The organism is Aliivibrio fischeri ATCC 7744 = JCM 18803 = DSM 507, assembly GCF_023983475.1.
Taxonomy (GTDB): domain Bacteria; phylum Pseudomonadota; class Gammaproteobacteria; order Enterobacterales; family Vibrionaceae; genus Aliivibrio; species Aliivibrio fischeri.
The window spans coordinates 31803-53203 of the sequence record NZ_CP092713.1 but is presented as its reverse complement, the minus strand read 5'-3'; the positions used below and the strand labels follow the sequence as shown (position 1 = coordinate 53203).

Here is a 21401-nt window from a genome sequence, read left to right as displayed (position 1 = left end):
AGTGAGTTATCTTGCTGGATTTTTCATTAGAAAAACTAATCCAAAATCCACAAAAAATCTCTTGTGAAATATAAGGTAATTTGATTGCCACTTTCCTCTATACGCCTTATCATCTCGCGCCATAAGGTTAGAGGATAATTCGACTATTATTTCTGGCCTTTCTTTTATTAATTATCACACCTTATTATTTTTTATTAATAATTACTGTTTTTGTGGAGAGCAGTCATGCAAAAGTCGTATTCACTTGCGACGTTCAGTTTTTTGATCGTTATTTTAGTTGCTGTTGGTCAAATGAGCCAAACTATGTATGTGCCATCAATTGGTTACATGGCAAGTGAATTCAAGGTTAGCCCTGCATCTTTACAGGCGGTAATGGCTGTATATCTGATCCCTTATGGTCTATCACAATTTTTCTATGGCCCGATCTCTGATCGTGTTGGCCGTCGTGTTGTGATCTTATCTGGCTTGGCATTATATATTGCGGGTACCTTAGTTGCGTTATTTGCTCATGAGTATGCTCTGTTTTTAGCTGGCTGCTTTGTTCAAGGCTTAGGTATTGGTGCTGCTGGTGTAATGTGCCGTACAGTTCCGCGTGATTGCTATTCTGGTGATGAGCTACATAAAACCAATAGTATTATCAGTATGTGCATGATGTTTTCACCACTTTTGGCTCCAGTGTTAGGTGGCTATTTAACTGAAGCATTTGGTTGGCGTTCAAGCTACCTATTTTTAGCTCTGTTCAGTATCGCGGTTATGATCATTATGGTGACTTCAATGAAGGAAACGCTTCCTTTAGAAGTTCGTCGTAAAGATGCGGTATGGAAAAGCTACCGCCATGTACTGTCTGAGCACCGTTTTCAAGGCTATCTAATTTGTCTTGTTGCAACTTTCGCAGGCGTTGCTGTTTTTGAAGCGGCTGCTGGTGTATTACTTGGTGGTAAATTAAAACTGCCAGCAACAACGGTAAGTATTTTGTTTATTCTGCCTATTCCTGGCTACTTAGCGGGGGCGGCGTTATCAAGTGTGATAGCTAAACATTGGTCTGAGAAGAAGTCACTTGATGTTGGTCTAGTTTCAATTGTGTTAGGCGCTGCAATTGTATTAATTCCAGGTTTGATGGGATTAACCACAGCATTAACATTGATCGGTGGTGCGGTGTTGTACTTCTTAGGCGCAGGCATTTTGTTTCCTGCTGCAACGACGGGTGCTTTATCACCATTTCCATATCATGCAGGTACAGCAGGTGCCTTATTAGGTGGTATGCAGAACTTGGGTGCAGGTTTAGCAACAATGGTAGCATCGTTCATTCCGGCTGATAGCCAAATGCCAGTAGGTTTGATCATGTTTTTAATGGCGTTACTTGCGGTATACGGTTTGCGTAAAGTGCATTCAATTCCGCCATCAAGCGAAATGCCATTAGCGGTTTAGATATACAATCCACATAAATATTTGATAAAAAGAAAGGCCGAGTAGATAATTTCTATTCGGCCTTTTTACTTATAATGAAATGGTCATTACTTGATATGAATTTGGTTTAGCCACGCATACGGCTTACGCGGAAGCTACGGCCTTTCATTTTGCCGCTTTCTAGTTTCTTAAGCGCTGCTTTTGCAACGGTATTATGAACAGCAACATAAGCATGGAAATCAAACACGTTGATCTTACCAACCATTTTACCTTCGATACCGTCTTTACCAGTAAGCGCACCTAAAATGTCACCCGGACGTAGTTTGTTTTTCTTACCACCATCAATCCATAAAGTAACCATTTCAGCGTAGTAAGCAGGCTCTTTTAGGTAATCAGCACTTGGTAACGCTTCATCACGAATATCAATGTTCATGTATTCTTCGATTTGAGCAATGTTGTGCATTTCTTTTTCATTGAAAAGGCTTAGAGCAATACCTTTATTTCCTGCGCGACCTGTACGACCAATACGGTGAACGTGCACTTCAGGATCACGAGATAATTCAAAGTTAACCACAGCATCAAGTGATTCGATATCTAAACCACGTGCAGCAACGTCGGTTGCAACAAGAATCGACGTACTCTTATTGGCAAAACGTACTAACGCTTTATCACGATCACGTTGTTCTAAATCACCGTGAAGTGCAGTTACGCTGAAATCGTAATGACGAAGTTCATCTGCCACTTCTTGGGTTACACGTTTTGTATTACAGAAGATAACTGTTGATTCAGGTTGGTGCTTAAGCAATAGGATTTGCAGTGCTTCTAGACGATCTTCAAAATCACCCACTTTAAAGAAGTGTTGGTTAATTGATGTGTTTTCTACTGTTTCTTCTGCTTTAGTCATGATTGGATCGTTCATGATACGATCTGCAATGGACTTGATTTGCGGTGGGAAAGTCGCACTAAACAGAAGATTTTGACGTTTAACTGGTGCGTGATCTAATACCGCATCAATTGCATCTTGGAAGCCCATTTCTAACATACGGTCTGCTTCATCAAGAACAAATGTATTTAGGTTATCTAAGTTTAAGTAACCTTTACGAAGGTGTTCTTCAACACGACCTGGAGTACCAACGATAATGTGAGCACCGTGTTCTAATGAACCTATTTGTGGGCCAAAAGGAACACCGCCGCATAAAGTTAGTACTTTAATGTTATGAATTGCACGAGCAAGTTTACGAATTTCTTTTGCTACTTGATCAGCCAGTTCACGTGTTGGGCATAAAACCAAAGATTGAACACGAAAGCGTTTTACATTTAAGTTAGCTAATAAACCTAAACCAAATGCCGCCGTTTTACCTGAGCCCGTTTTCCCTTGGGCAATAACATCTTTCCCTTTTAGCATGAAAGGTAAGCTTTGTGCTTGGATTGGTGTCATTTCGTTATAACCTAATGTTTCTAGGTTTTGTAAAAGTGACGGATGCAGATCTAATGATGAGAAAGATGTTTGACTCAAGGTGATTTCCTTTAAACAAGTAGTGACAAAGTGATAATTGTCCAATGGATGGCAGAGTAAAGATAAGAGGCTAAAAAAGCAAGGGAGATCACAGTTTTTCTGTATATAAAATCATCACTATTTAGACGATGTGGAATGTATCAAGATATTAACGTAAATAAAGGCATAAAATAGTGTGAAAAAGTGATCTACTTATAATTTTTATAAATTTATATTTTGTGTTATATTTCGGCGTCAAATAATTATAATAAGTGTCTCGTCCTAAAATACGTTGACGATTTTTAATTGAAAGCTAAGTGCGTACGCACTTGGCTTTTTTGTGTACTTGATTTGGTGTACTCATTCCCAAGCTTAAATGTGGCCGCATTTCATTATAAATAAAAATAGATTCTTCAACTAAATGCCTTAACTCCTCTAAATCTTTACAGTCATACAAAAGAAACTCTTGTTTAAGTATCCCATTTATTCGCTCTGCTAATGCATTTTGATAGCAATCATAACCATCCGTCATTGATGGCTTAATATCATTTTTATTCAATTTTTCCTGATAAACCTTTGAACAATACTGTAATCCTCGGTCTGAATGATGAATCGTACTCCTTTGATATTGACGGCTATCTATCGCCATATCAAGAGCTTTGACTACATCAGTAGCTTTCATTTCATCACTTAATTCATATCCCATTATCTTTCGACTATAAGCATCTGTTACTAAAGATAAATAATGAATACCTTTTTGTGATTGAACGTAAGTGATATCACTAACAAAAACCTCTTCAGATGCTTGAGGTGTTACTTCTTTAAGTAAATTAGGATGTTTTTTCATCCAATGCTTACTATAGGTAGTTTTTGTATAACTTCGTTTAGGTTTTACTAATAAGCACTCATTTCTTAAATAGGAAAAAAAGTTATCTCTGCCTAACTTTATGCCATGAGTGATGAATTTGGGCTTAAGTAAAAAATATAATTTTTTACCTCCAATACGAGGCATATATCGACGAATTTCTTGCACCATATTTTTAACCGGTGAAAGTTCAACGGCACGTTTCAGAGCTCTACGTTCTTGTTGGTATATACATTGTCTTGTAATGCCAAGTAGCTGACTAGCTCGCTCTAAGCTGATCATTTTCTGCTTTTGAAGACTTCTTGCTCCTTGGCAATATACTTTTTTCTAAGGCCTGCACCATGTTCTGCGTCCATGATATTCACTACTTCATTAAGTAATAAATTACGCATTCTTTCATCATCAAGCTCTCGCTCTAAACGTTTAATTTTTTGTGCAGGCGATTCTTTCGCTTTCGGGGATTTAGGCATAATAATCTTAGGTGATTGAGACCAGTCCATCTTACCGTGTTTTCTTAACCAAGTAAGTACGGTAGATCGACCTTGAATGCCATAAATGTTTTGAGCTTGCTTATAGGTCATATCGCCTTTTTCTATAGCGGCAACAAGCTGCAATTTAAAGCCTAATGAATAATCGCGTTGAGTTCGCTTATTCTTTGTTTTTTCTTGATTTGTCATATAAAAGTCCTAAATGTGTAAACACATTTCAGGACGAGACAAAGCGTCAAATAAGGGTCAGATGAAAAATCGAAGTGCTTTTTTTTATAGTTCAATGACGATTGGGATCTTACTTCTCTTCTTATCTTTATTTTATCTTTTCACTTCTTATCAAACAGATAGCTCTCGTGTTGTTGAACGCTTAAAATTTAATGCGAGCTTTGTTGAGCTATGGTTAATTAAGTCGTTTTCAGATTCTGATGCAGTGCTAAATGATATGGCACATGACTTGGCAGAATCTGGTCCTAGTCGTATTGAAGATGATCCAATCACACATCAGCTTGAGCAGTTTTATTTAAAAGAAAAAGAAGATGCCTTACCTAATGCTACATTGGCGTTTGTTGTTGATGAATCTTGCGCGTTAACTCATAGCGAAACACTTCGTAATATCGATCTTTCAGAGCGTGAGTATTGTAAATCTTTACTTAATAACAATGCTCGACAAAGCATAATAACTTTGCCTTTTATCGATCTGGCTGGACGAAATGTTGTCGTTCATGGGAAAAAGATCATTGATGATGAAGGAAAGCTAAAAGGCATTGTTTGTCTTTCTACTAATTTAAATTTTTTTAGCTTAACACTAAGCCATTTACAACTTCCATCTTCAATGGGTATCGCGATTTTAAGCACCAATATGAAACTTCTTTCGGCGATACCAAAAGGTAATTTACCGTTAGGGAAAGGCATTGATTTATCGTTGGTTGAACCGAGTGTTTTAGAGCGATTTTATCGTGATAATGAAGTGATTATGTCTTCTGATATCTATGAGAATGGCACACTTGATACGATTTATGCTCGTAAGGTTAAAGACTTACCTTTTATTGTGGTGGTAACAAAAGAGCAAAATTATTGGCAAACTAAATTTTCGCTCTCATTAATGCTTGTTATTGGGTGTTTCACTGTAATTATCGGATTATTGTTGTTTAATCTTAATTATTTAAAGAAAACTAGCGCACAAAAAGATAAGTATACCGAGTTGGCTTATAATGATTACCTTACTGGTGTGAATAATCGCCGAGCCTTTGAAGAACAGGCAAGTAAAGTATTTAAAACGTATCAATATGATAAGCAAACTTTCTCGTTGGTCATGTGCGATATTGATAATTTTAAAGAATATAACGATAAATTTGGACATGATGTTGGTGACCAAATGATCACTGCATTTTCTGAGGCGTGTTCAGCACAAATTAATCAAGAGGATATCGTCGCTCGACTGGGTGGTGATGAATTTATTGTTCTTCTTCATCATAAAGATAAAGAGCAGGCCGTGATGGTTGCTGAAAGTCTACAAAATGTGATTAGAGCTCTTTCTGTTTTGGTTGATGGTCAAGAATTATCAATGACATGCAGTATGGGAGTTGCAACAGTGAGTGAGTTAACTACTAGTCTTCATGAATTATTGAATATTGCAGATACTCAACTGTATAAAGCAAAAGAAGCAGGCCGTAACTGTGTTAGGTTTGAATTGTAATTGATAATTATTTGCATTATTGCTGTTTGATGATTATTCTAACGCCTCTGCTTTATTTGTTGGTGTTGTACTTTTCATATGCAAAATAGTGAATATTTTGAATTACTTTTTCACTCCTCAAGAGAGGTTACGCCTTATCTGAGTGGGCATTTAGCTCATCAAGCCGAGTGCTATAACGCAGATCCACACCTCCATATATCGAAAAACAATGGCGAACAAATAAAAGCACTTTATGAACGCTTATCTCAGACTTCTCCTGAGGCTGGTAGTGCATATTGGTTAACCAGAACATGGGACTTATTGTGTTGGCAGCCTGTGTATATTGCATTTATATCCATTTATCAGCTTAGAGCGCTTCCTAATATTAAAGAAATGAGCCAAGAGATTAAGAGTGATTTTGTAGCGGGTTATACGTTTCATCATTCAGATTTAACGTTTGGAACTAATGAAGATTTGATTTCATCTGTTGCTCAGCAATTGAGTGAGCTTTTTTCTTCATATCGAGAAGATATATCTCAATGGACTCGGATTAGACCGGGTTTTACTAATCACTTATTGGCTGATGGTTTGCTTAATTGCATTGTAAAATTGCAAACTTACTTGCCTACATTATCTAACGAATATTTACTTGAACAGGCTAAGCTTTGGTTAGAGGCATTTTCATTACCTAATAAGCATTTATTGAGCTTGCAGATTGATACGAACACGGAGCAACTTCGATTGGTTCGTACCAGTTGTTGTTTAGTGTATAAATGTGATGGTCGTAAATTATGTCTAGATTGCCCTCGCCATCCGGATAATAAACGTTAACTGCAGTACTCCTTGCTATGTCTTGTTTATTTGAGGCTTCATGAAAGCAATGATTAAAATGCCTACAGAAAATAGAATACAAAGGTAGATAGGGTAAATCGGTGAAATGGTTGCAGTATAAGCAAATAATGAAGCAATGCCGTAACCAAGAGTGTGTGACATGGATATATAGCCAGCCACAGAACCAGGATTATCTTTATCTATAGAGGTGGCCTTTGTTGTATAGGCAGGCACTAATAAGGCCGCTCCACAGGCGGTTATTGCCATTCCAATTCCTAATAGCCATATTGAATGTAGAGTGAATATTAGATAGCCCAGTAGCAAGCAGATTGCTCCTAAGTAATACATGGTAGTGATTTGTATTTTTTTCTTTTTGATGACGAAGACTTGGGTGATTAAGGTCACTGCTGCACTAATGGTTAATAGTATTCCAATCACATCACTGATTTTATTGGTGGACCAATGGGTAATGTCTTCAATTAACGGCGAGAAACTGTATTGCAATAGCGCAATGGTTAAGCACAAGAATAGCCCTGTGAGTAGGTAGGGCATTAATCTTACATTTGGAATAAAAGAACTTACTTGGTGAGACGATTTATTGTGTTTATTTATTTTCGATGGGCTTGGCAACATAAAAGCGGCGAATAGAGCGAGAAGGGGGAAGCAAATCATCATAATTAGTGGTGAATAGGGCCCCGATTTTAATAGTAGAATAGATAATATTGGCCCAAGAAGGCGGCCTAAACTTAATCCAATGCTAACGGATGTAATGGCTTGTAATCGATTATTCTCACCACATAGAAGAATGGCCCAATGCTGGCTAGCTGGAACCATTCCAGAAACGGTGCAGCCGTAGATTACTCGCGCAACAATCAACCCGATCAAACAAAAACCAGCGTAATTGGGATGATCATTACTGAAAAATGTAAAAGTAAGTAGAAGTAAGAAACTGAAGCTCATTCCAAATAGAGCTTGTAATACTACAAATTTAGGGCCTTTTTTATCGCTGTACTTTCCCCAAAATGGTGCTGAGGGTAGAAAGAGAAAGCTACCAACTGCAATTACAATTGACCACGTCGGTAGTGCAAAAGCTGAATGAGTGACTAAAAATGGAAGTGAGACAAGTAAGCCGTTTTGCCCAATTCCCATTAGCGCGGCTATTAACCCAATAATGATGAGTTGAATTGATGCATAGGTATTTTTGTCGAAAAAAGAGGGCATTAGAACTTCCTGTTTTAAATGTCTCGCTCTTTATATCTTACTTTTTAAAATATGTGAATAAAAATAATTATCATTAACATTTCTTTATGTTAAGGTCTGCTCATCATTCATGGACAGATTATTTTATTACCCTCATGTATCAGCTTGTCGATGCGTCGTTTGAAATCGACGGAAAAACAATTTTATCTCCTACATGTTTATCTTTTCCTACCAATAAAGTTACCACGCTCTTAGGACACAATGGGTGCGGCAAATCTACACTAATGAAATTACTTAGTCGTCAAAATACACCGTCATCAGGTCATGTGCTATTTGATGACAAATCAATTAACCAACTTTCACAGCAAGATTTTGCATTGCAGGTTGCTTATTTACCTCAACACCCTCCGATTACTGATGGGGTGACGGTTCGTGAATTGGTTTATTTTGGACGTTATCCATGGAAAGGAGCATTTGGACGCTATAGTAAAAAAGACAATCAATTGGTCGATGAGGCAATTGAAAAGGTGGGGTTGACGCCATTTCGAGATCGTTTTGTCGCGACATTATCTGGTGGTGAGAGGCAGAGGGCTTGGGTTGCAATGTTATTGGCTCAACAAAGTCAGTGTATTTTATTGGATGAACCCACATCAGCATTAGATATTGCACACCAATATGAATTATTGGCCTTGATAAGAGAGTTAAATCAAACCCTAAATCTAACCGTCATTATGGTATTACATGATATCAATATGGCTGCGAAATTTAGCGATCATTTGATTGCTCTGTATTCTGGATGTGTTATTGCGCAAGGATCGCCAGAGAGTGTGATGAATACTCAAACGTTAAAGCAAATTTACGGTATGGATTTAGCGTTATTTTCTCATCCTGATACAGGGAAAGTGATCAGTTACATCCCTTAATTGATGGAAATAAGATAATCAGAAAAGGAAAACAAAACATGCATAAAGTGATTAGCCTGATTATGTTGGCTCTATATGCTATGTCTTCACAAGCGATTGAGATTAAGCACGAATTAGGCTCTACAGAGGTTGAGGTTACGCCACAAAAAATTGTAGCGTTAGATTGGGTGTTAGCCGAAACCGTTTTAAGTTTGGGAGTGGAACCATTGGGCGTTGCGGATGCGAAAGGATATCAAGCGTGGGTGATGGCTCCTAAGTTACCTTCGAACGTATTGGATGTAGGTTCACGACGAGAGCCAAATTTAGAGTTGCTTACAGAGTTGAACCCTGATGTTATTTTGATTAGTCAGCACATGAGTGCGATGTATGAGAAATTAAGCACGATTGCTCCCACTTTGGTTTATACCGTCTATAGCAATAAAAAATCGCCATTAATTGCTGCGAAAGACATAACTATTCAGTTAGGCCGTTTGTTGGATAAAGAACAGCAAGCGTTACAATTGATCGACCAAACGGAAAAAAAACTGATTGAGAATGGCGACAAAATACGACACTTGCAACAACAAGAAAAGCCGCTGCTTTTTGTTCGTTTTATTAATGACAAAACCGTTCGTATTCATAGTGAGGGATCATTAGCACAATCGACAATCAATGCTATGGGGTTAACAAACGCTTGGCATGAACCGACAAATTTATGGGGATTCACGACCGCAGGTATTGAGAAACTCGCGCAATATCAACAAGCGAATGTGCTTATCTTTGGTCCATTAAAGGAAGAAGAGAAAGTAAAACTGACTCAATCCGCCTTGTGGCAAGCGATGGCATTTACACGTACCGGTTCAGTTTATGAACTTCCTGCTATTTGGACTTTTGGTGGGTTAATTTCGGCACAACGTTTCAGTGATCATATAACTCAACAATTGACTCAATAACGGATAAAACGAATGCGTGTATCAAGAGTACTAGGTAAGCCTAAAATAGGTAGCAGTAGAATAGGGCTAAATATTGGCATTATTGTCTTGATGTGTATTGTTTTATTGAGTTTATTGCAATGGACGGCTCCTTATTCTCAAGGCATCGATTTATTATGGAAAACCGTATTTCATTATGATTCATCTGATTATCAACAATTAATTACGTATTTAACTTATCTTCCTCGTTTATCCATTGCTGTGCTATCAGGTTTTGGTTTGGCAATTGCTGGTTGTGTTATGCAGTTTGTATTACGTAACCCTATCGCTTCACCAACGACGTTAGGGGTTGCTGCTGGAGCTGAATTGGGGATGGTTCTTGGTATTTTGTTTTTACCTGTTAGTAGTTCTATTAGTGGTTTTATTCCTGCATTTTTAGGCGGAGCATTTGCCACCGGGTTAGTGTTTTTATTGTCGGTAAAACGTGGTTTTTCACCAGTTCATATGGTGCTAGCTGGAATGGTTGTTAGCCTTTTTTTTGGGTCTTTAAATACCATGTTGTTGTTACTTAATGAGCAACAATTAACTAGTGTATTTGTATGGGGGGCGGGTACATTAAATCAAAATGATTGGAGTAGTGTATCAAGGCTTATTCCATTGATTACCTTTCCTGTTATCACGATCTTGTTACTTGCTCGCCCCTTGTCCGCACTTCAATTAGGTGATCATGTAGCTTCCTCTATCGGCATTAATATAAAGCAGATTAAAGTTATATCGTTGACCTTAGCTATATTTATTACCGCAGCAGTGGTAAGTGAAGTTGGTTTGATTGGTTTTGTCGGGATCGTTGCTCCAGCAATAGCTCGAATGTGCGGTGCAAGAGGATTACCTAATCAAATTTTAATGAGTGGCATTATTGGCAGTGCAATGCTTTTATTTGCTGATTTAATTATACAACCATTTTCAGGTGTGGGTGGTGAGCTATTGCCTACGGGAGCCATGACAGCATTACTTGGTGCTCCTTTTTTATTATGGTTATTAAATCGCCAACAATTACAGTCAGACATGAAGGTGAGAGAAACCTCGCAAATTGTATATCGAGTAAGAAGCCTTAGACATGTTGTTGTTCCATTGTCTTTTTTGATTGTTGTTTTGTTTATCGCAGCAGTACTACTTGGAAAAGGGCAACTTGGCTGGGCGGTAGCCTTTGACATATCCATTATCGAGTTAAGAATACCACGGGTATTTGTTGCGTTCTTAGCCGGGGTTGGGTTAGCCATTGCTGGGACCGTGATCCAAAGAGTCTCAATGAACCCAATGGCAAGCCCTGAGATTTTAGGAATTAGCTCTGGTGCGGCACTGGCATTAGTTTTAGGCGCAGTTTCTGGTATTGCAATAGATAGGCATGAACAGATGTTACTGGGTACTTTAGGGGCATTAATCGTCACGTTTGTTATTTGGATTATGGGAAGAAAACATCATTTTGCTCCAACTCAAATGCTACTAACAGGAATAGCCTTAAGCGCAGGGTTAGATGCGTTTTTACGAATTGCCTTATCATCAGGGCAAGATAACGTTAAAGCGCTATTAACCTGGTTGTCAGGTTCAACTTATTTAGTCTCGATGAGTGATGTGTATTTACTTGCGATAGGGGTGTTGTTGTTTTTTATTTTCGCGATGAAATCTCATCGATGGCTAGATTTAATGGGATTAGGAGACACAGTAGCGAGTAGTGTTGGTTTATGTTGTCGCCGAGTTCGATTGTTTTTATTGTTGTTTGTCGCCGCCTTAACCACGCTATGTACGATTATTATTGGGCCTCTTAGTTTTATTGGCTTATTAGCTCCCCACATGGCACGCTCTCTTCATCAATATCAAGCTTCACATCAACTCATTGCTGCGAGTTTGTTAGGCGGTTGTTTAATGATTTTAGCGGATTGGATAGGCCGAGTGATGTGGTTTCCATGGCAATTCCCAGCAGGATTATTAGCATCATTAATTGGTGGTATTTACTTCTTATATTTAATGCGAAAGTAATATCCTTGTTTTAATTATTGATATTAAACATATTTTTATGGTGTAGCACAAAATCCAAATTATTTTATAAATTCGTTAAAAAACAGTTGATCATTTTAATGAGAATCATTAGCATTCGCATTCGTTAATTAAAAACAACGGAAATGTTATGAAAACTAATGATGAGTTTGACTACGCAATAAGGGGAGGAAATGATGTTCCTGCTGCCTGTTTCCTTAATTCTTTGGCTAGAGAATGTGCTGCAATTCAAATAGTGAAAAATCAATATGAAGCTTATTATCGAATCCCTTTAGGTGGCTCTGATGAGATTCAAATTCCATTAAATTACGTTTCATCAGTTGGCTTACATGAGTATTGCTTCCCTGCTGTATTGTATGCAGAGAAGTCCAGAGCCATCGGCTTTGAAGAGGTCGTAGAGAAAATATTAGAACAACCAGCCTTGGTAGGGCTTATAACGAAAGAGCAGAAAGAAACGTTTCTAGAGCGAGTAAATGAAAGTTACAGTAATACGTATATTGGCGTCAGAAATAACCCATATTCACCGATTCTATTCTCTGAAGCATTAAATTTTCAACAAGCAGAACAAGGTTTACTGATTGGACACTCTTTCCATCCTGCCCCTAAAAGTCGTGAGCAATTCAGTGAAGAAGATGCGAGAAAGTATTCTCCTGAGCTAGGTGGTGAGTTTGCTTTATGTTGGTTAGCTGTTGATTCATCAATTCTTATTTCTGGTTCTTCTGGCCAGTACAATGCGAAAGAGCGATTAGAGCAACTGGTTTCTCAAGATCACCTTTTATCTTTAGCCTTGAGTGGTGTTATTCAAGAAGGGGAACACCTTTTTCCCGTTCATCCTTGGCAGTGGACGACCTTACAAGAGCATGAAGATATTCAATCTTATATTCAGTCTGGGTTAATTAGAGAGCTTGGTGAGATCGGTTCAACATGGTATCCAACCTCATCAACTCGTTCACTGTATTCACCAACTTTACCGTATATGCTGAAGTTTTCATTAAGTGTGAAGTTAACCAATTCCATTCGTAATTTATCTTTAAAAGAAGTGATACGCGGAACCCGATTAAACCAATTATTTCATGATACTGAGTTAAATAATGAATTGGGACAAGAACAAGGGTTTCAAGTTATGCAAGAACCCAGTTATTTGGGATTAACCAACAAAATGGGTGAAGAGATAGACGAGAGTCTTGTGGCGTTTCGTGATAACCCATTAAGCTCAAAACCGGAAGAAGAAGCCGTTGTTCTTGCTACATTAACACAACAAAATCCTTATGGTGGTGAAAGCTTATTAGCGAAAAGAATCAAGCATTATGCAAATTTGTCTCAGTTGTCGTTATCTCAAGTCGCAGAGCAATGGTTTAGTGCTTATTGTCAGTATACGGTTATTCCTTTATTTAACCTTCAGGCTAATTATGGCTTAGTTTTTTTAGCTCATCAGCAGAATATTGTTATGCAGATGAAATCAGGGTTTCCTATCGGTATGTATTATCGTGATTGTCAAGGAACGGGATACACGGACTTAGCGTTTGAGCGTTTTCCTGAAGCTTTAAAACAGACTAAGCAAGATATTGAAAACTATTGGAATTATGACAAGGTAAGGCGCTATTTTGCTTATTATTTAATTATCAACTCTACGTTTAATGTCATTGCATCTATCTCAGCTTATTGTGGCGTGAGTGAGCAAACTTTATTACAAGAGTTGCGCAAACAACTTGAGGTATTAAAAGCAAAAGGCGTAAAGGATCCTCGTTGTTTAGATTATGTATTAGAGAGTGAAGCGTTGTGCTGCAAAGGTAATTTTTATTGTTATTTGCAAAACATGAATGAGAACTCAATTCCTGATCCATCAGTTATTTATTTTGATTTACCTAATCCACTAGTTCATATAAAGGATGCGATGAATGTGTAAATATACAACGCTCATTTTTAATGTAGAGCCAAGCCCCACAATCACTTTTACGGTTTCAAATCAGGATCTTGAAGACATTCAGCTTATCAAGAAGTCTTTACAAGAAATTGATCATATTTTTAGTACCAACTCAATTATCTCTGAAATTTATTTTGGATCCGAGATACCAAGTCTATTGGTTCAATCACTTCCTAGCCTTTATCAAAATAGGTTATCAAGAGAAGGGTTTTATCAACAAGTTGAACCATGGCATTTGCATTCACCCTCTACCCTGTTTCCTTGGAGAGAAGTTCAGACACTATTACAGTACCGCCCTCATCCGTTGCGCCCTGAAATGCCAAAAGGAAAAGTGTATCAACGCTATGATCATAATATTGATGCAGAAATTAGTTTTAGAGTGTTTGATCTTGAAAAGGATTTAGAGCGATTTACTGCATGGATGAATGATCCTCGAGTTGCTAATTTCTGGGAGCAAGCATGGAGTTATGAAAAGTTGGCTGAATTCATTAAAGAGCGGTTGGATGACTCACATATTATTCCTCTTATTGGTGAGTTTAATGGTGAACCATTTGGTTATGTTGAAGCATATTGGGTAAGTGAAGACAGATTAAGTCCGTATTACGATGTTCAACCTTATGATCGTGGGATTCATCTTTTGGTGGGGGAGCAAGCATTTAGAGGACCAGAGTATTTTAATTGTTGGATGCGAGCGATCAGTCATTACCTCTTTATTGATGAGGCGAGAACTCAGCGAATTGTATTGGAGCCAAGAGCGGACAATCACCGTTTATTCAATCGCATACAAGAAGTTGGATACAAAAAATGTTTTGAATTTAATTTCCCTCATAAACGCTCAGCATTAATGATGATTAAAAGACAGGCATTCTTTTTGGAGCAGTGGTGATGGAGCAAATTGCGTTACATACTCACTGGCCAGCGGCAAACCGTAAAATGGTGGCTAAATTAATCAGTGAGTTAGCTTATGAACAAGCGTTTAAAATAGAGCAAAATAACCAAGGCTATGTATTGAGGCTGGATGATGGTGTTTGTTACCAATTCTTAGGTAAAACTAATATTTGGGGGCAAATAGTTATCGAACCGACTTCGTTAATTCGTAAACAGAAAAGTCTGAATTCTGATGTATTAGCAACGCAATTTATGATGGATGTTCAGCGTGTTATTAACATTGGTGATGAATCGTTAGCTGAACATTTTGAAGATTTGAATGCCACCTTGTTAGGTGATTGCAAGCTTGCACAGCGTAAAATGAATATCTCTGCAAATGGGCTGGCTTTTTTATCATGTGAACAACAGCAGCTTCTGTTTAATGGTCATCCTAAGTTTGCTTTTAATAAGGGACGTAGAGGGTGGGGAACACAAGATCTTTCATTATACGCCCCAGAGGCTGAGCGAGCATTTCAGTTAGCTTGGGTTGCGGTACATGAATCCATTTTAGAGAAAGCGACCAATAGCAAAGTGGACTGGAAATGCTTGGTACTTTCTGCGGTGAGTAATGCTGAATTTCATGTTATGAATTCACAGCTTTCGTCATTTAATGTTGATAGTAGCGAATATACTTTTGTACCTGTGCACCCTTGGCAGTGGGAGCAAAAATTATCAATTCTATTTTCTAGAGAAATGGCTGAGAAAACGTTGGTTTACTTGGGGAAATTTGGAGATGAATTTTTACCTCAATTATCAATTAGAACGTTGAGTAATGTAACGCGTCCAGAGAGCTATGATATTAAACTGCCTTTAACAATCATGAATACTTCTTGTTATCGTGGTATTCCGGGTCGTTATATTCTTGCGGGGCCAATAGCATCCGATTGGTTGGATTCTATTTTTAAATCGGATCCTTTATTCGTTGATAAAAAAGCCGAAGTGTTACAAGAGCCAGCAGCAGGGTTCGTTGCTCAGGCTGACTATAAGCTATTGACAGATGCCCCTTATCGTTATCATGAATTGCTTGGTGTGATATGGAGAGAATCAGCGCAATCTAAACTTGGTGAAAATGAGAGTGCGATATTAATGGCCGCACTGATGGAGTCTGATGAATCTGGTGTGCCTCTGATTTCTGAGTATATTCAAGCCTCTGGATTATCAATAGAAGCGTGGTTAGATAAGCTGTTTGATGCCGTTGTGATCCCTTTTTATCACTTACTCTGTAAATATGGTGTATCCCTCATTGCGCACGGGCAAAACGTAACGTTAGTTATGGAAGATGGGATACCACAGCGCATTTTATTGAAGGATTTTCAGGGAGATATGCGCCTTGTTGAGCGAGATATTCCAGAGCAAGAAACCCTTGCTCCTTTAGTTAAAGAAGTGACAGTTAAATTACCTGAAGAGTTAATTATTCATGATTTGCAAACAGGTCATTTCGTTACGGTTCTTCGCTTTATCTCGCCACTTGTCGAAACTTTAGGGTTGCCTGAAATCGAGTTTTATAAGGTACTTGCTCAACGAGTTCACACTTATATGGCTATGACTCCTGAATATAAAGACAGATTTGAACGTTTAGATCTGTTTAAACCCAGAATATTACGTATAGGGCTTAATTTAGCTAAGTTTCGACATAGTACGGATTCGAGTGCTTCTCGTATGCTTCCAGATATGGACGATAAGGTAGATAACCCACTGTACATCGCTTTAAATCAATAACAATAATATTAAATGGAGAAATAATAACATGACAGTCAGATTGGATTTGGCAGGGATCGGTGTTGGTCCCTTTAACTTAAGCATAGCGTCGCTTTTGGAGCCTCAAAAACACATTAATGCGACCTTTTTTGAAAGTCGAGAGTCTTTTGCTTGGCACCCCGGCTTGTTACTTGATAACACCAATATGCAGACGATGTTTTTAAAAGACTTAGTTAGTGCGGTGTATCCTGAAAGTCCTTACTCTTTTTTATCTTATTTAGTGAAGAATAAGAAATTCTATCGGTTTTTATCCGCAGAATTAAGTTGTATTAGTCGTCATGAGTTTTCAGATTATTTGGCATGGGTTTCTCAGCAATTAAGTAACGTGAAATTCTCAACCCATGTTGAGAATGTAGAATTTAACGGTGATTCGTTTGAAATCCAAACGACTAATGGAGTGTATGAGGCGAAAAACTTATGCATTGGTACTGGTAAGGTTCCTTTTATTCCTGAGTGTGCCGTTCCACATATAGGTCCAAGTGTTTTTCATGCCGCGGAAATGGGATTACGTTCGCGTGATTTTACGAATAAGCGTGTTGTGATTGTGGGTGGTGGCCAAAGTGGTGCAGATATATTTATAAATGTACTGCGAGAAAAATGGGGTAAACCTGCTTCATTAGATTGGGTTTCACGACGCTCTAATTTTCAACCATTAGACGAAGCATCATTTACTAATGAATTTTTTACTCCTGATTATGTGAATGCGTTTGTTAACTTGGCTCCTAATGTTAAACAATCAGAAATTGAGGCACAAAAACTCACTTCAGACGGCATAACTCAACTTGCACTATTAGACATATATCGAGAGTTATACCATCGTTTTGATGTACTAAAAGAAGATAAATGGGTTCGTTTATTACCACATAGAACGATGAATTCATTGAATATTAATGAGTTTGAATTTTCGCTAGGTATTCATAATGCATTAAGCCAGCAGTTAGAAATACATCAAGCGGACATTGTCATTTTAGCGACTGGTTTTAAGTCTCCTTATCCGGCTTGTTTAAACTCCATCCTTCCTTTGTTGGATCTTGATGATCAAGGTCGATATCAATTAACGCCTGAATTTGAATTGAAATGGAAAGGCAGCAAGAACAACAAGATATTTGCTGTTAATGCTGGTATGCATAGTCATGGTATTGCAGAGCCCCAGCTGAGCCTAATGGCATGGCGTAGTGCTCGTATTATTAATCAGTTAACAGGCACTGTGGTATATGACATTGCATCTAACCCTGGAATGATTGATTGGATCTCAGAACCTAAGGTGTGCGAACCCTCAACTGTGTAGATCTTTATAGTTTGGTTTTATAAAAATAGTTGAATACGGATTTTTATCATTCGTATTCATTTGTTGTGATAATAATATAAAAAGAGAAAGTAGATGAACGTTAAAAAAGGGAATTATCCGTTAACTTTAGTTGCAATGGCAGTCGCTGTTGCAACGACGAGTGCTGCTATGTCAGTTCAGGCAGAGGAATATACATCGACAACTGAAGAAACCATGGTGGTTGTTTCAAGCCGGACACCTAAAGCTATCAGTGAAATTCCAGGAACAGTATGGTTTGTTGATTCGGAGCAAATTGAACAAGAATACCGTGGTGGTAAAACACTGGGTGAGATTTTGGCAACGACGATTCCATCCTTAGATGTAAGTAGTGGTGCAAGAACCAATTACGGTCAAAATTTACGTGGCCGTGCAATGCTTGTGATGATTGATGGTGTTTCGTTGCAATCTTCTCGCCCAATCAGTCGTCAGCTTGATGCGATTGACCCATTTAATATTGAGCGAATTGAAGTACTCTCTGGCGCAACTTCGATTTATGGTGCGGGTGCTACTGGCGGTGTAATTAACATCATTACAAAAAAAGCAGACAGTGATGAATTGCAATTTGAAAGTTATGTGAGTGGCAGTTCGGGCTTTAATAGCGGAGATGATTTCGATTATAAACTTGCACAATCCATATCTGGTGGTACAGAGAAAGTAAAAGCGAGAGTGTCTGCTGTATATACTGAAACTCAGGGATATTATGATGCCAATGGTGATATTGTTACGCCTGATATTTCTCAAGGTTCATTACAATATAATGAGACAATTGACTTACAAAGTACGGTAGATGTCGCTATCTCTGATACGAAGAACATCAATTTTTTAGCTCAATATTATGATAGCCAACAAGACTCCCCTTACGGTCTTTACATTAAAAATTATAAGTTTATTGATGTAAGAAAAGGGTTTGAGTCGGATCGCCAACATGGTACTGAACGTATTATGTTAAGTGCTGCTTATAGTGATTCAGAAGTGTTAGGTCACCAGTTAGTTGTAGAGGCGTCTTATCGTAAAGAAGATCAAACTTATACGCCATATTATCAAAGTGCCTCTCAGCAAACGACGGATGTTATCTCTTTAAAAACAGCACTTGCGAAATCATTTGGAAAAGTGAATTTGGTTTATGGTGTTGATGCGTACATGGATAAGTTTGATAGTAATCAGGCTTTATTTGATCCAACAATTGCCAATAACTCTGGAAATTTGGTTAATAAAACGTATGCAAAAGTTGGGCGCTATCCAGGCGTAGAAGTTGGCTCTGTTGCTGGTTTTATTCAAGCCGATATTAATATCACTGATGATTGGTCTATTGAGGGCGGTTATCGTTATCAATATATGAATAATAAGATCGATGATTTTGTCGATTATAAGATTCAAAAGAAAATTGCTGCGGGAAATGGTGTTTCAGCTGATGCCGTCCCTGGAGGTGAGACAGATTATACCGTTGGTTTATTTAACCTTGGCACGATATATAAATTGACTCCAGAATCACAAATATGGGCGAATTTCTCTCAAGGTTTTGATTTGGCTGACCCTGCTAAATATTATGGACAAGGTTCGTATTCTGCAGCGGATGCAAATGGTCATTATACGCTTCAAAATAGCATTAATGTTGCTGGTTCTAAAATGTCAGGAATAAAAACAAACAGCTATGAAGTTGGTTTTAGAACTGATCAAAGTGCTTTGAGTTTTCAAACTGCGGCGTACTTTTCTCAATCGGATAATTCAGTTAAATACAATAAGAAAACGTTGTTAATTGAAGATGTAGATAATGAAAAACGAGTTTACGGTGCTGAAGCATTAGTATCGTATTGGGTGATGGATAACCTTCAAGTAGGGGCTTCTGGTCATTATGTTATTTCAGAATTACAAACGGATGGGAAATGGGACGATTTAAGTGCGGGTGAGGCAAGTACATCTAAAGCAAACTCCTGGGTTGGTTGGTATGAATCTGATTTGGCGCTAAAAGTTCAAAGCCAAACTATGTTCGATTATAAAGATTCAAGTGATAATGAATTATCTGGTTATACCGTGTTTGACTTAATGGGTAGTTATGAATTGCCAGTAGGAAGTTTAGGTTTTGGTATTCAAAACTTGTTTAATAAAGATTATACAACGGCTTGGGGACAACGAGCTCAGATCTTATATTCTAGCCATTATGATGCAGCTGCATATGATTATAAAGGTCGTGGCCGCACCTACACTCTTAACTACCAAGTGACTTACTAACTGATTCTTTTGTATGTCTCGTCCTAAAATACGTTGACGATTTTTAATTGAAAGCTAAGTGCGTACGCACTTGGCTTTTTTGTGTACTTGATTTGGTGTACTCATTCCCAAGCTTAAATGTGGCCGCATTTCATTATAAATAAAAATAGATTCTTCAACTAAATGCCTTAACTCCTCTAAATCTTTACAGTCATACAAAAGAAACTCTTGTTTAAGTATCCCATTTATTCGCTCTGCTAATGCATTTTGATAGCAATCATAACCATCCGTCATTGATGGCTTAATATCATTTTTATTCAATTTTTCCTGATAAACCTTTGAACAATACTGTAATCCTCGGTCTGAATGATGAATCGTACTCCTTTGATATTGACGGCTATCTATCGCCATATCAAGAGCTTTGACTACATCAGTAGCTTTCATTTCATCACTTAATTCATATCCCATTATCTTTCGACTATAAGCATCTGTTACTAAAGATAAATAATGAATACCTTTTTGTGATTGAACGTAAGTGATATCACTAACAAAAACCTCTTCAGATGCTTGAGGTGTTACTTCTTTAAGTAAATTAGGATGTTTTTTCATCCAATGCTTACTATAGGTAGTTTTTGTATAACTTCGTTTAGGTTTTACTAATAAGCACTCATTTCTTAAATAGGAAAAAAAGTTATCTCTGCCTAACTTTATGCCATGAGTGATGAATTTGGGCTTAAGTAAAAAATATAATTTTTTACCTCCAATACGAGGCATATATCGACGAATTTCTTGCACCATATTTTTAACCGGTGAAAGTTCAACGGCACGTTTCAGAGCTCTACGTTCTTGTTGGTATATACATTGTCTTGTAATGCCAAGTAGCTGACTAGCTCGCTCTAAGCTGATCATTTTCTGCTTTTGAAGACTTCTTGCTCCTTGGCAATATACTTTTTTCTAAGGCCTGCACCATGTTCTGCGTCCATGATATTCACTACTTCATTAAGTAATAAATTACGCATTCTTTCATCATCAAGCTCTCGCTCTAAACGTTTAATTTTTTGTGCAGGCGATTCTTTCGCTTTCGGGGATTTAGGCATAATAATCTTAGGTGATTGAGACCAGTCCATCTTACCGTGTTTTCTTAACCAAGTAAGTACGGTAGATCGACCTTGAATGCCATAAATGTTTTGAGCTTGCTTATAGGTCATATCGCCTTTTTCTATAGCGGCAACAAGCTGCAATTTAAAGCCTAATGAATAATCGCGTTGAGTTCGCTTATTCTTTGTTTTTTCTTGATTTGTCATATAAAAGTCCTAAATGTGTAAACACATTTCAGGACGAGACAGTAAATAAAATCAATAAGGCTATCTTTATGAGGTAGCCTTATTTTTATTAATAACTGCC

At 37.8% G+C, this 21401-nt stretch carries 15 protein-coding genes; 11 read left to right on the top strand and 4 right to left on the bottom strand.

Going from position 1 to position 21401, the window contains the following annotated elements:
- Nucleotides 1-225: 225 nt before the first annotated feature.
- Nucleotides 226-1428: a multidrug efflux MFS transporter EmrD gene (emrD, locus tag AVFI_RS13920; protein ID WP_005421973.1), complete on the top strand. Its 1203-nt coding sequence runs from the start codon at nucleotides 226-228 to the stop codon at nucleotides 1426-1428.
- A 106-nt stretch (nucleotides 1429-1534) separates the two neighbouring features.
- On the opposite strand, the gene dbpA is transcribed toward emrD, so the two are convergent.
- Together dbpA and AVFI_RS13910 are read right to left on the bottom strand one after the other, a co-directional pair.
- Complete coding sequence (gene dbpA, locus AVFI_RS13915; protein ID WP_012535236.1) at nucleotides 1535-2923, bottom strand: ATP-dependent RNA helicase DbpA; 1389 nt, start codon at nucleotides 2921-2923, stop codon at nucleotides 1535-1537.
- Nucleotides 2924-3215: 292 nt separating this feature from the next.
- Nucleotides 3216-4444, bottom strand: a protein-coding gene (locus tag AVFI_RS13910; protein WP_408580437.1) for an IS3 family transposase whose coding sequence is annotated in 2 segments (ribosomal slippage) — nucleotides 3216-4081 and nucleotides 4081-4444 — 1230 coding nt in all. Because the reading frame shifts where the segments join, the coding sequence is not laid out codon by codon here.
- Nucleotides 4445-4505: 61 nt separating this feature from the next.
- Between AVFI_RS13910 and AVFI_RS13905 the strand changes: the two genes are divergently transcribed.
- Nucleotides 4506-5954: a sensor domain-containing diguanylate cyclase gene (locus AVFI_RS13905; RefSeq protein ID WP_017019341.1), complete on the top strand. Its 1449-nt coding sequence runs from the start codon at nucleotides 4506-4508 to the stop codon at nucleotides 5952-5954.
- A 78-nt stretch (nucleotides 5955-6032) separates the two neighbouring features.
- Nucleotides 6033-6764, top strand: a complete 732-nt coding sequence (locus tag AVFI_RS13900; protein WP_012535364.1) for a siderophore ferric iron reductase — start codon at nucleotides 6033-6035, stop codon at nucleotides 6762-6764.
- A gap of 15 nt (nucleotides 6765-6779) precedes the next feature.
- On the opposite strand, the gene AVFI_RS13895 is transcribed toward AVFI_RS13900, so the two are convergent.
- The gene (locus AVFI_RS13895) at nucleotides 6780-7985 is read right to left on the bottom strand and encodes an MFS transporter (RefSeq protein ID WP_017019342.1); all 1206 of its coding nucleotides are present in this window, start codon (nucleotides 7983-7985) and stop codon (nucleotides 6780-6782) included.
- 134 nt (nucleotides 7986-8119) lie between these two features.
- Between AVFI_RS13895 and AVFI_RS13890 the strand changes: the two genes are divergently transcribed.
- The 8 genes from AVFI_RS13890 to AVFI_RS13855 all read left to right on the top strand — a co-directional run bounded on the left by AVFI_RS13890 (nucleotide 8120) and on the right by AVFI_RS13855 (nucleotide 20018).
- On the top strand, nucleotides 8120-8887 hold the full coding sequence (locus AVFI_RS13890) for an ABC transporter ATP-binding protein (protein ID WP_054776219.1): 768 nt from the start codon (nucleotides 8120-8122) through the stop codon (nucleotides 8885-8887).
- A 38-nt stretch (nucleotides 8888-8925) separates the two neighbouring features.
- A complete protein-coding gene (locus AVFI_RS13885) occupies nucleotides 8926-9819 on the top strand; it encodes an ABC transporter substrate-binding protein (RefSeq protein ID WP_188863907.1) in 894 nt (297 codons plus the stop codon).
- A 12-nt stretch (nucleotides 9820-9831) separates the two neighbouring features.
- The gene (gene fhuB / locus AVFI_RS13880) at nucleotides 9832-11835 is read left to right on the top strand and encodes a Fe(3+)-hydroxamate ABC transporter permease FhuB (RefSeq protein WP_188863906.1); all 2004 of its coding nucleotides are present in this window, start codon (nucleotides 9832-9834) and stop codon (nucleotides 11833-11835) included.
- Nucleotides 11836-11983: 148 nt separating this feature from the next.
- Nucleotides 11984-13759 carry an IucA/IucC family protein gene (locus tag AVFI_RS13875; protein WP_054776220.1) on the top strand — a complete coding sequence of 592 codons (1776 nt, stop codon included), beginning with the start codon at nucleotides 11984-11986 and terminating at the stop codon, nucleotides 13757-13759.
- The gene (locus tag AVFI_RS13870) at nucleotides 13752-14663 is read left to right on the top strand and encodes a GNAT family N-acetyltransferase (RefSeq protein WP_188863905.1); all 912 of its coding nucleotides are present in this window, start codon (nucleotides 13752-13754) and stop codon (nucleotides 14661-14663) included. Before AVFI_RS13875 ends, AVFI_RS13870 begins: the two co-directional genes overlap by 8 nt.
- Nucleotides 14663-16423 (top strand): IucA/IucC family protein, encoded by a 1761-nt coding sequence (locus tag AVFI_RS13865; protein WP_188863909.1) that lies wholly within the window; start codon nucleotides 14663-14665, stop codon nucleotides 16421-16423. The genes AVFI_RS13870 and AVFI_RS13865 overlap by 1 nt, the downstream gene beginning before the upstream one ends.
- A gap of 28 nt (nucleotides 16424-16451) precedes the next feature.
- Nucleotides 16452-17750, top strand: a complete 1299-nt coding sequence (locus tag AVFI_RS13860) for a lysine N(6)-hydroxylase/L-ornithine N(5)-oxygenase family protein (RefSeq protein ID WP_199414917.1) — start codon at nucleotides 16452-16454, stop codon at nucleotides 17748-17750.
- Between the two features lie 93 nt (nucleotides 17751-17843).
- Complete coding sequence (locus tag AVFI_RS13855) at nucleotides 17844-20018, top strand: TonB-dependent receptor (RefSeq protein WP_188863904.1); 2175 nt, start codon at nucleotides 17844-17846, stop codon at nucleotides 20016-20018.
- A 54-nt stretch (nucleotides 20019-20072) separates the two neighbouring features.
- Here AVFI_RS13855 and AVFI_RS13850 read toward each other — a convergent pair.
- Nucleotides 20073-21301, bottom strand: a protein-coding gene (locus tag AVFI_RS13850; RefSeq protein ID WP_408580437.1) for an IS3 family transposase whose coding sequence is annotated in 2 segments (ribosomal slippage) — nucleotides 20073-20938 and nucleotides 20938-21301 — 1230 coding nt in all. Because the reading frame shifts where the segments join, the coding sequence is not laid out codon by codon here.
- Between the last annotated feature and the right edge of the window lie 100 nt (nucleotides 21302-21401).

Bases quoted from the DNA above. Each gene is read 5' to 3' on its own strand.
- emrD (WP_005421973.1), top strand. From the start codon at position 226: ATGCAAAAGTCGTATTCACTTGCGACGTTCAGTTTTTTGATCGTTATT.
- AVFI_RS13905 (WP_017019341.1), top strand. From the start codon at position 4,506: ATGAAAAATCGAAGTGCTTTTTTTTATAGTTCAATGACGATTGGGATC.
- AVFI_RS13900 (WP_012535364.1), top strand. From the start codon at position 6,033: ATGCAAAATAGTGAATATTTTGAATTACTTTTTCACTCCTCAAGAGAG.
- AVFI_RS13895 (WP_017019342.1), bottom strand. From the start codon at position 7,985: ATGCCCTCTTTTTTCGACAAAAATACCTATGCATCAATTCAACTCATC.
- AVFI_RS13890 (WP_054776219.1), top strand. From the start codon at position 8,120: ATGTATCAGCTTGTCGATGCGTCGTTTGAAATCGACGGAAAAACAATT.
- AVFI_RS13885 (WP_188863907.1), top strand. From the start codon at position 8,926: ATGCATAAAGTGATTAGCCTGATTATGTTGGCTCTATATGCTATGTCT.
- fhuB (WP_188863906.1), top strand. From the start codon at position 9,832: ATGCGTGTATCAAGAGTACTAGGTAAGCCTAAAATAGGTAGCAGTAGA.
- AVFI_RS13875 (WP_054776220.1), top strand. From the start codon at position 11,984: ATGAAAACTAATGATGAGTTTGACTACGCAATAAGGGGAGGAAATGAT.
- AVFI_RS13870 (WP_188863905.1), top strand. From the start codon at position 13,752: ATGTGTAAATATACAACGCTCATTTTTAATGTAGAGCCAAGCCCCACA.
- AVFI_RS13865 (WP_188863909.1), top strand. From the start codon at position 14,663: ATGGAGCAAATTGCGTTACATACTCACTGGCCAGCGGCAAACCGTAAA.
- AVFI_RS13860 (WP_199414917.1), top strand. From the start codon at position 16,452: ATGACAGTCAGATTGGATTTGGCAGGGATCGGTGTTGGTCCCTTTAAC.
- AVFI_RS13855 (WP_188863904.1), top strand. From the start codon at position 17,844: ATGAACGTTAAAAAAGGGAATTATCCGTTAACTTTAGTTGCAATGGCA.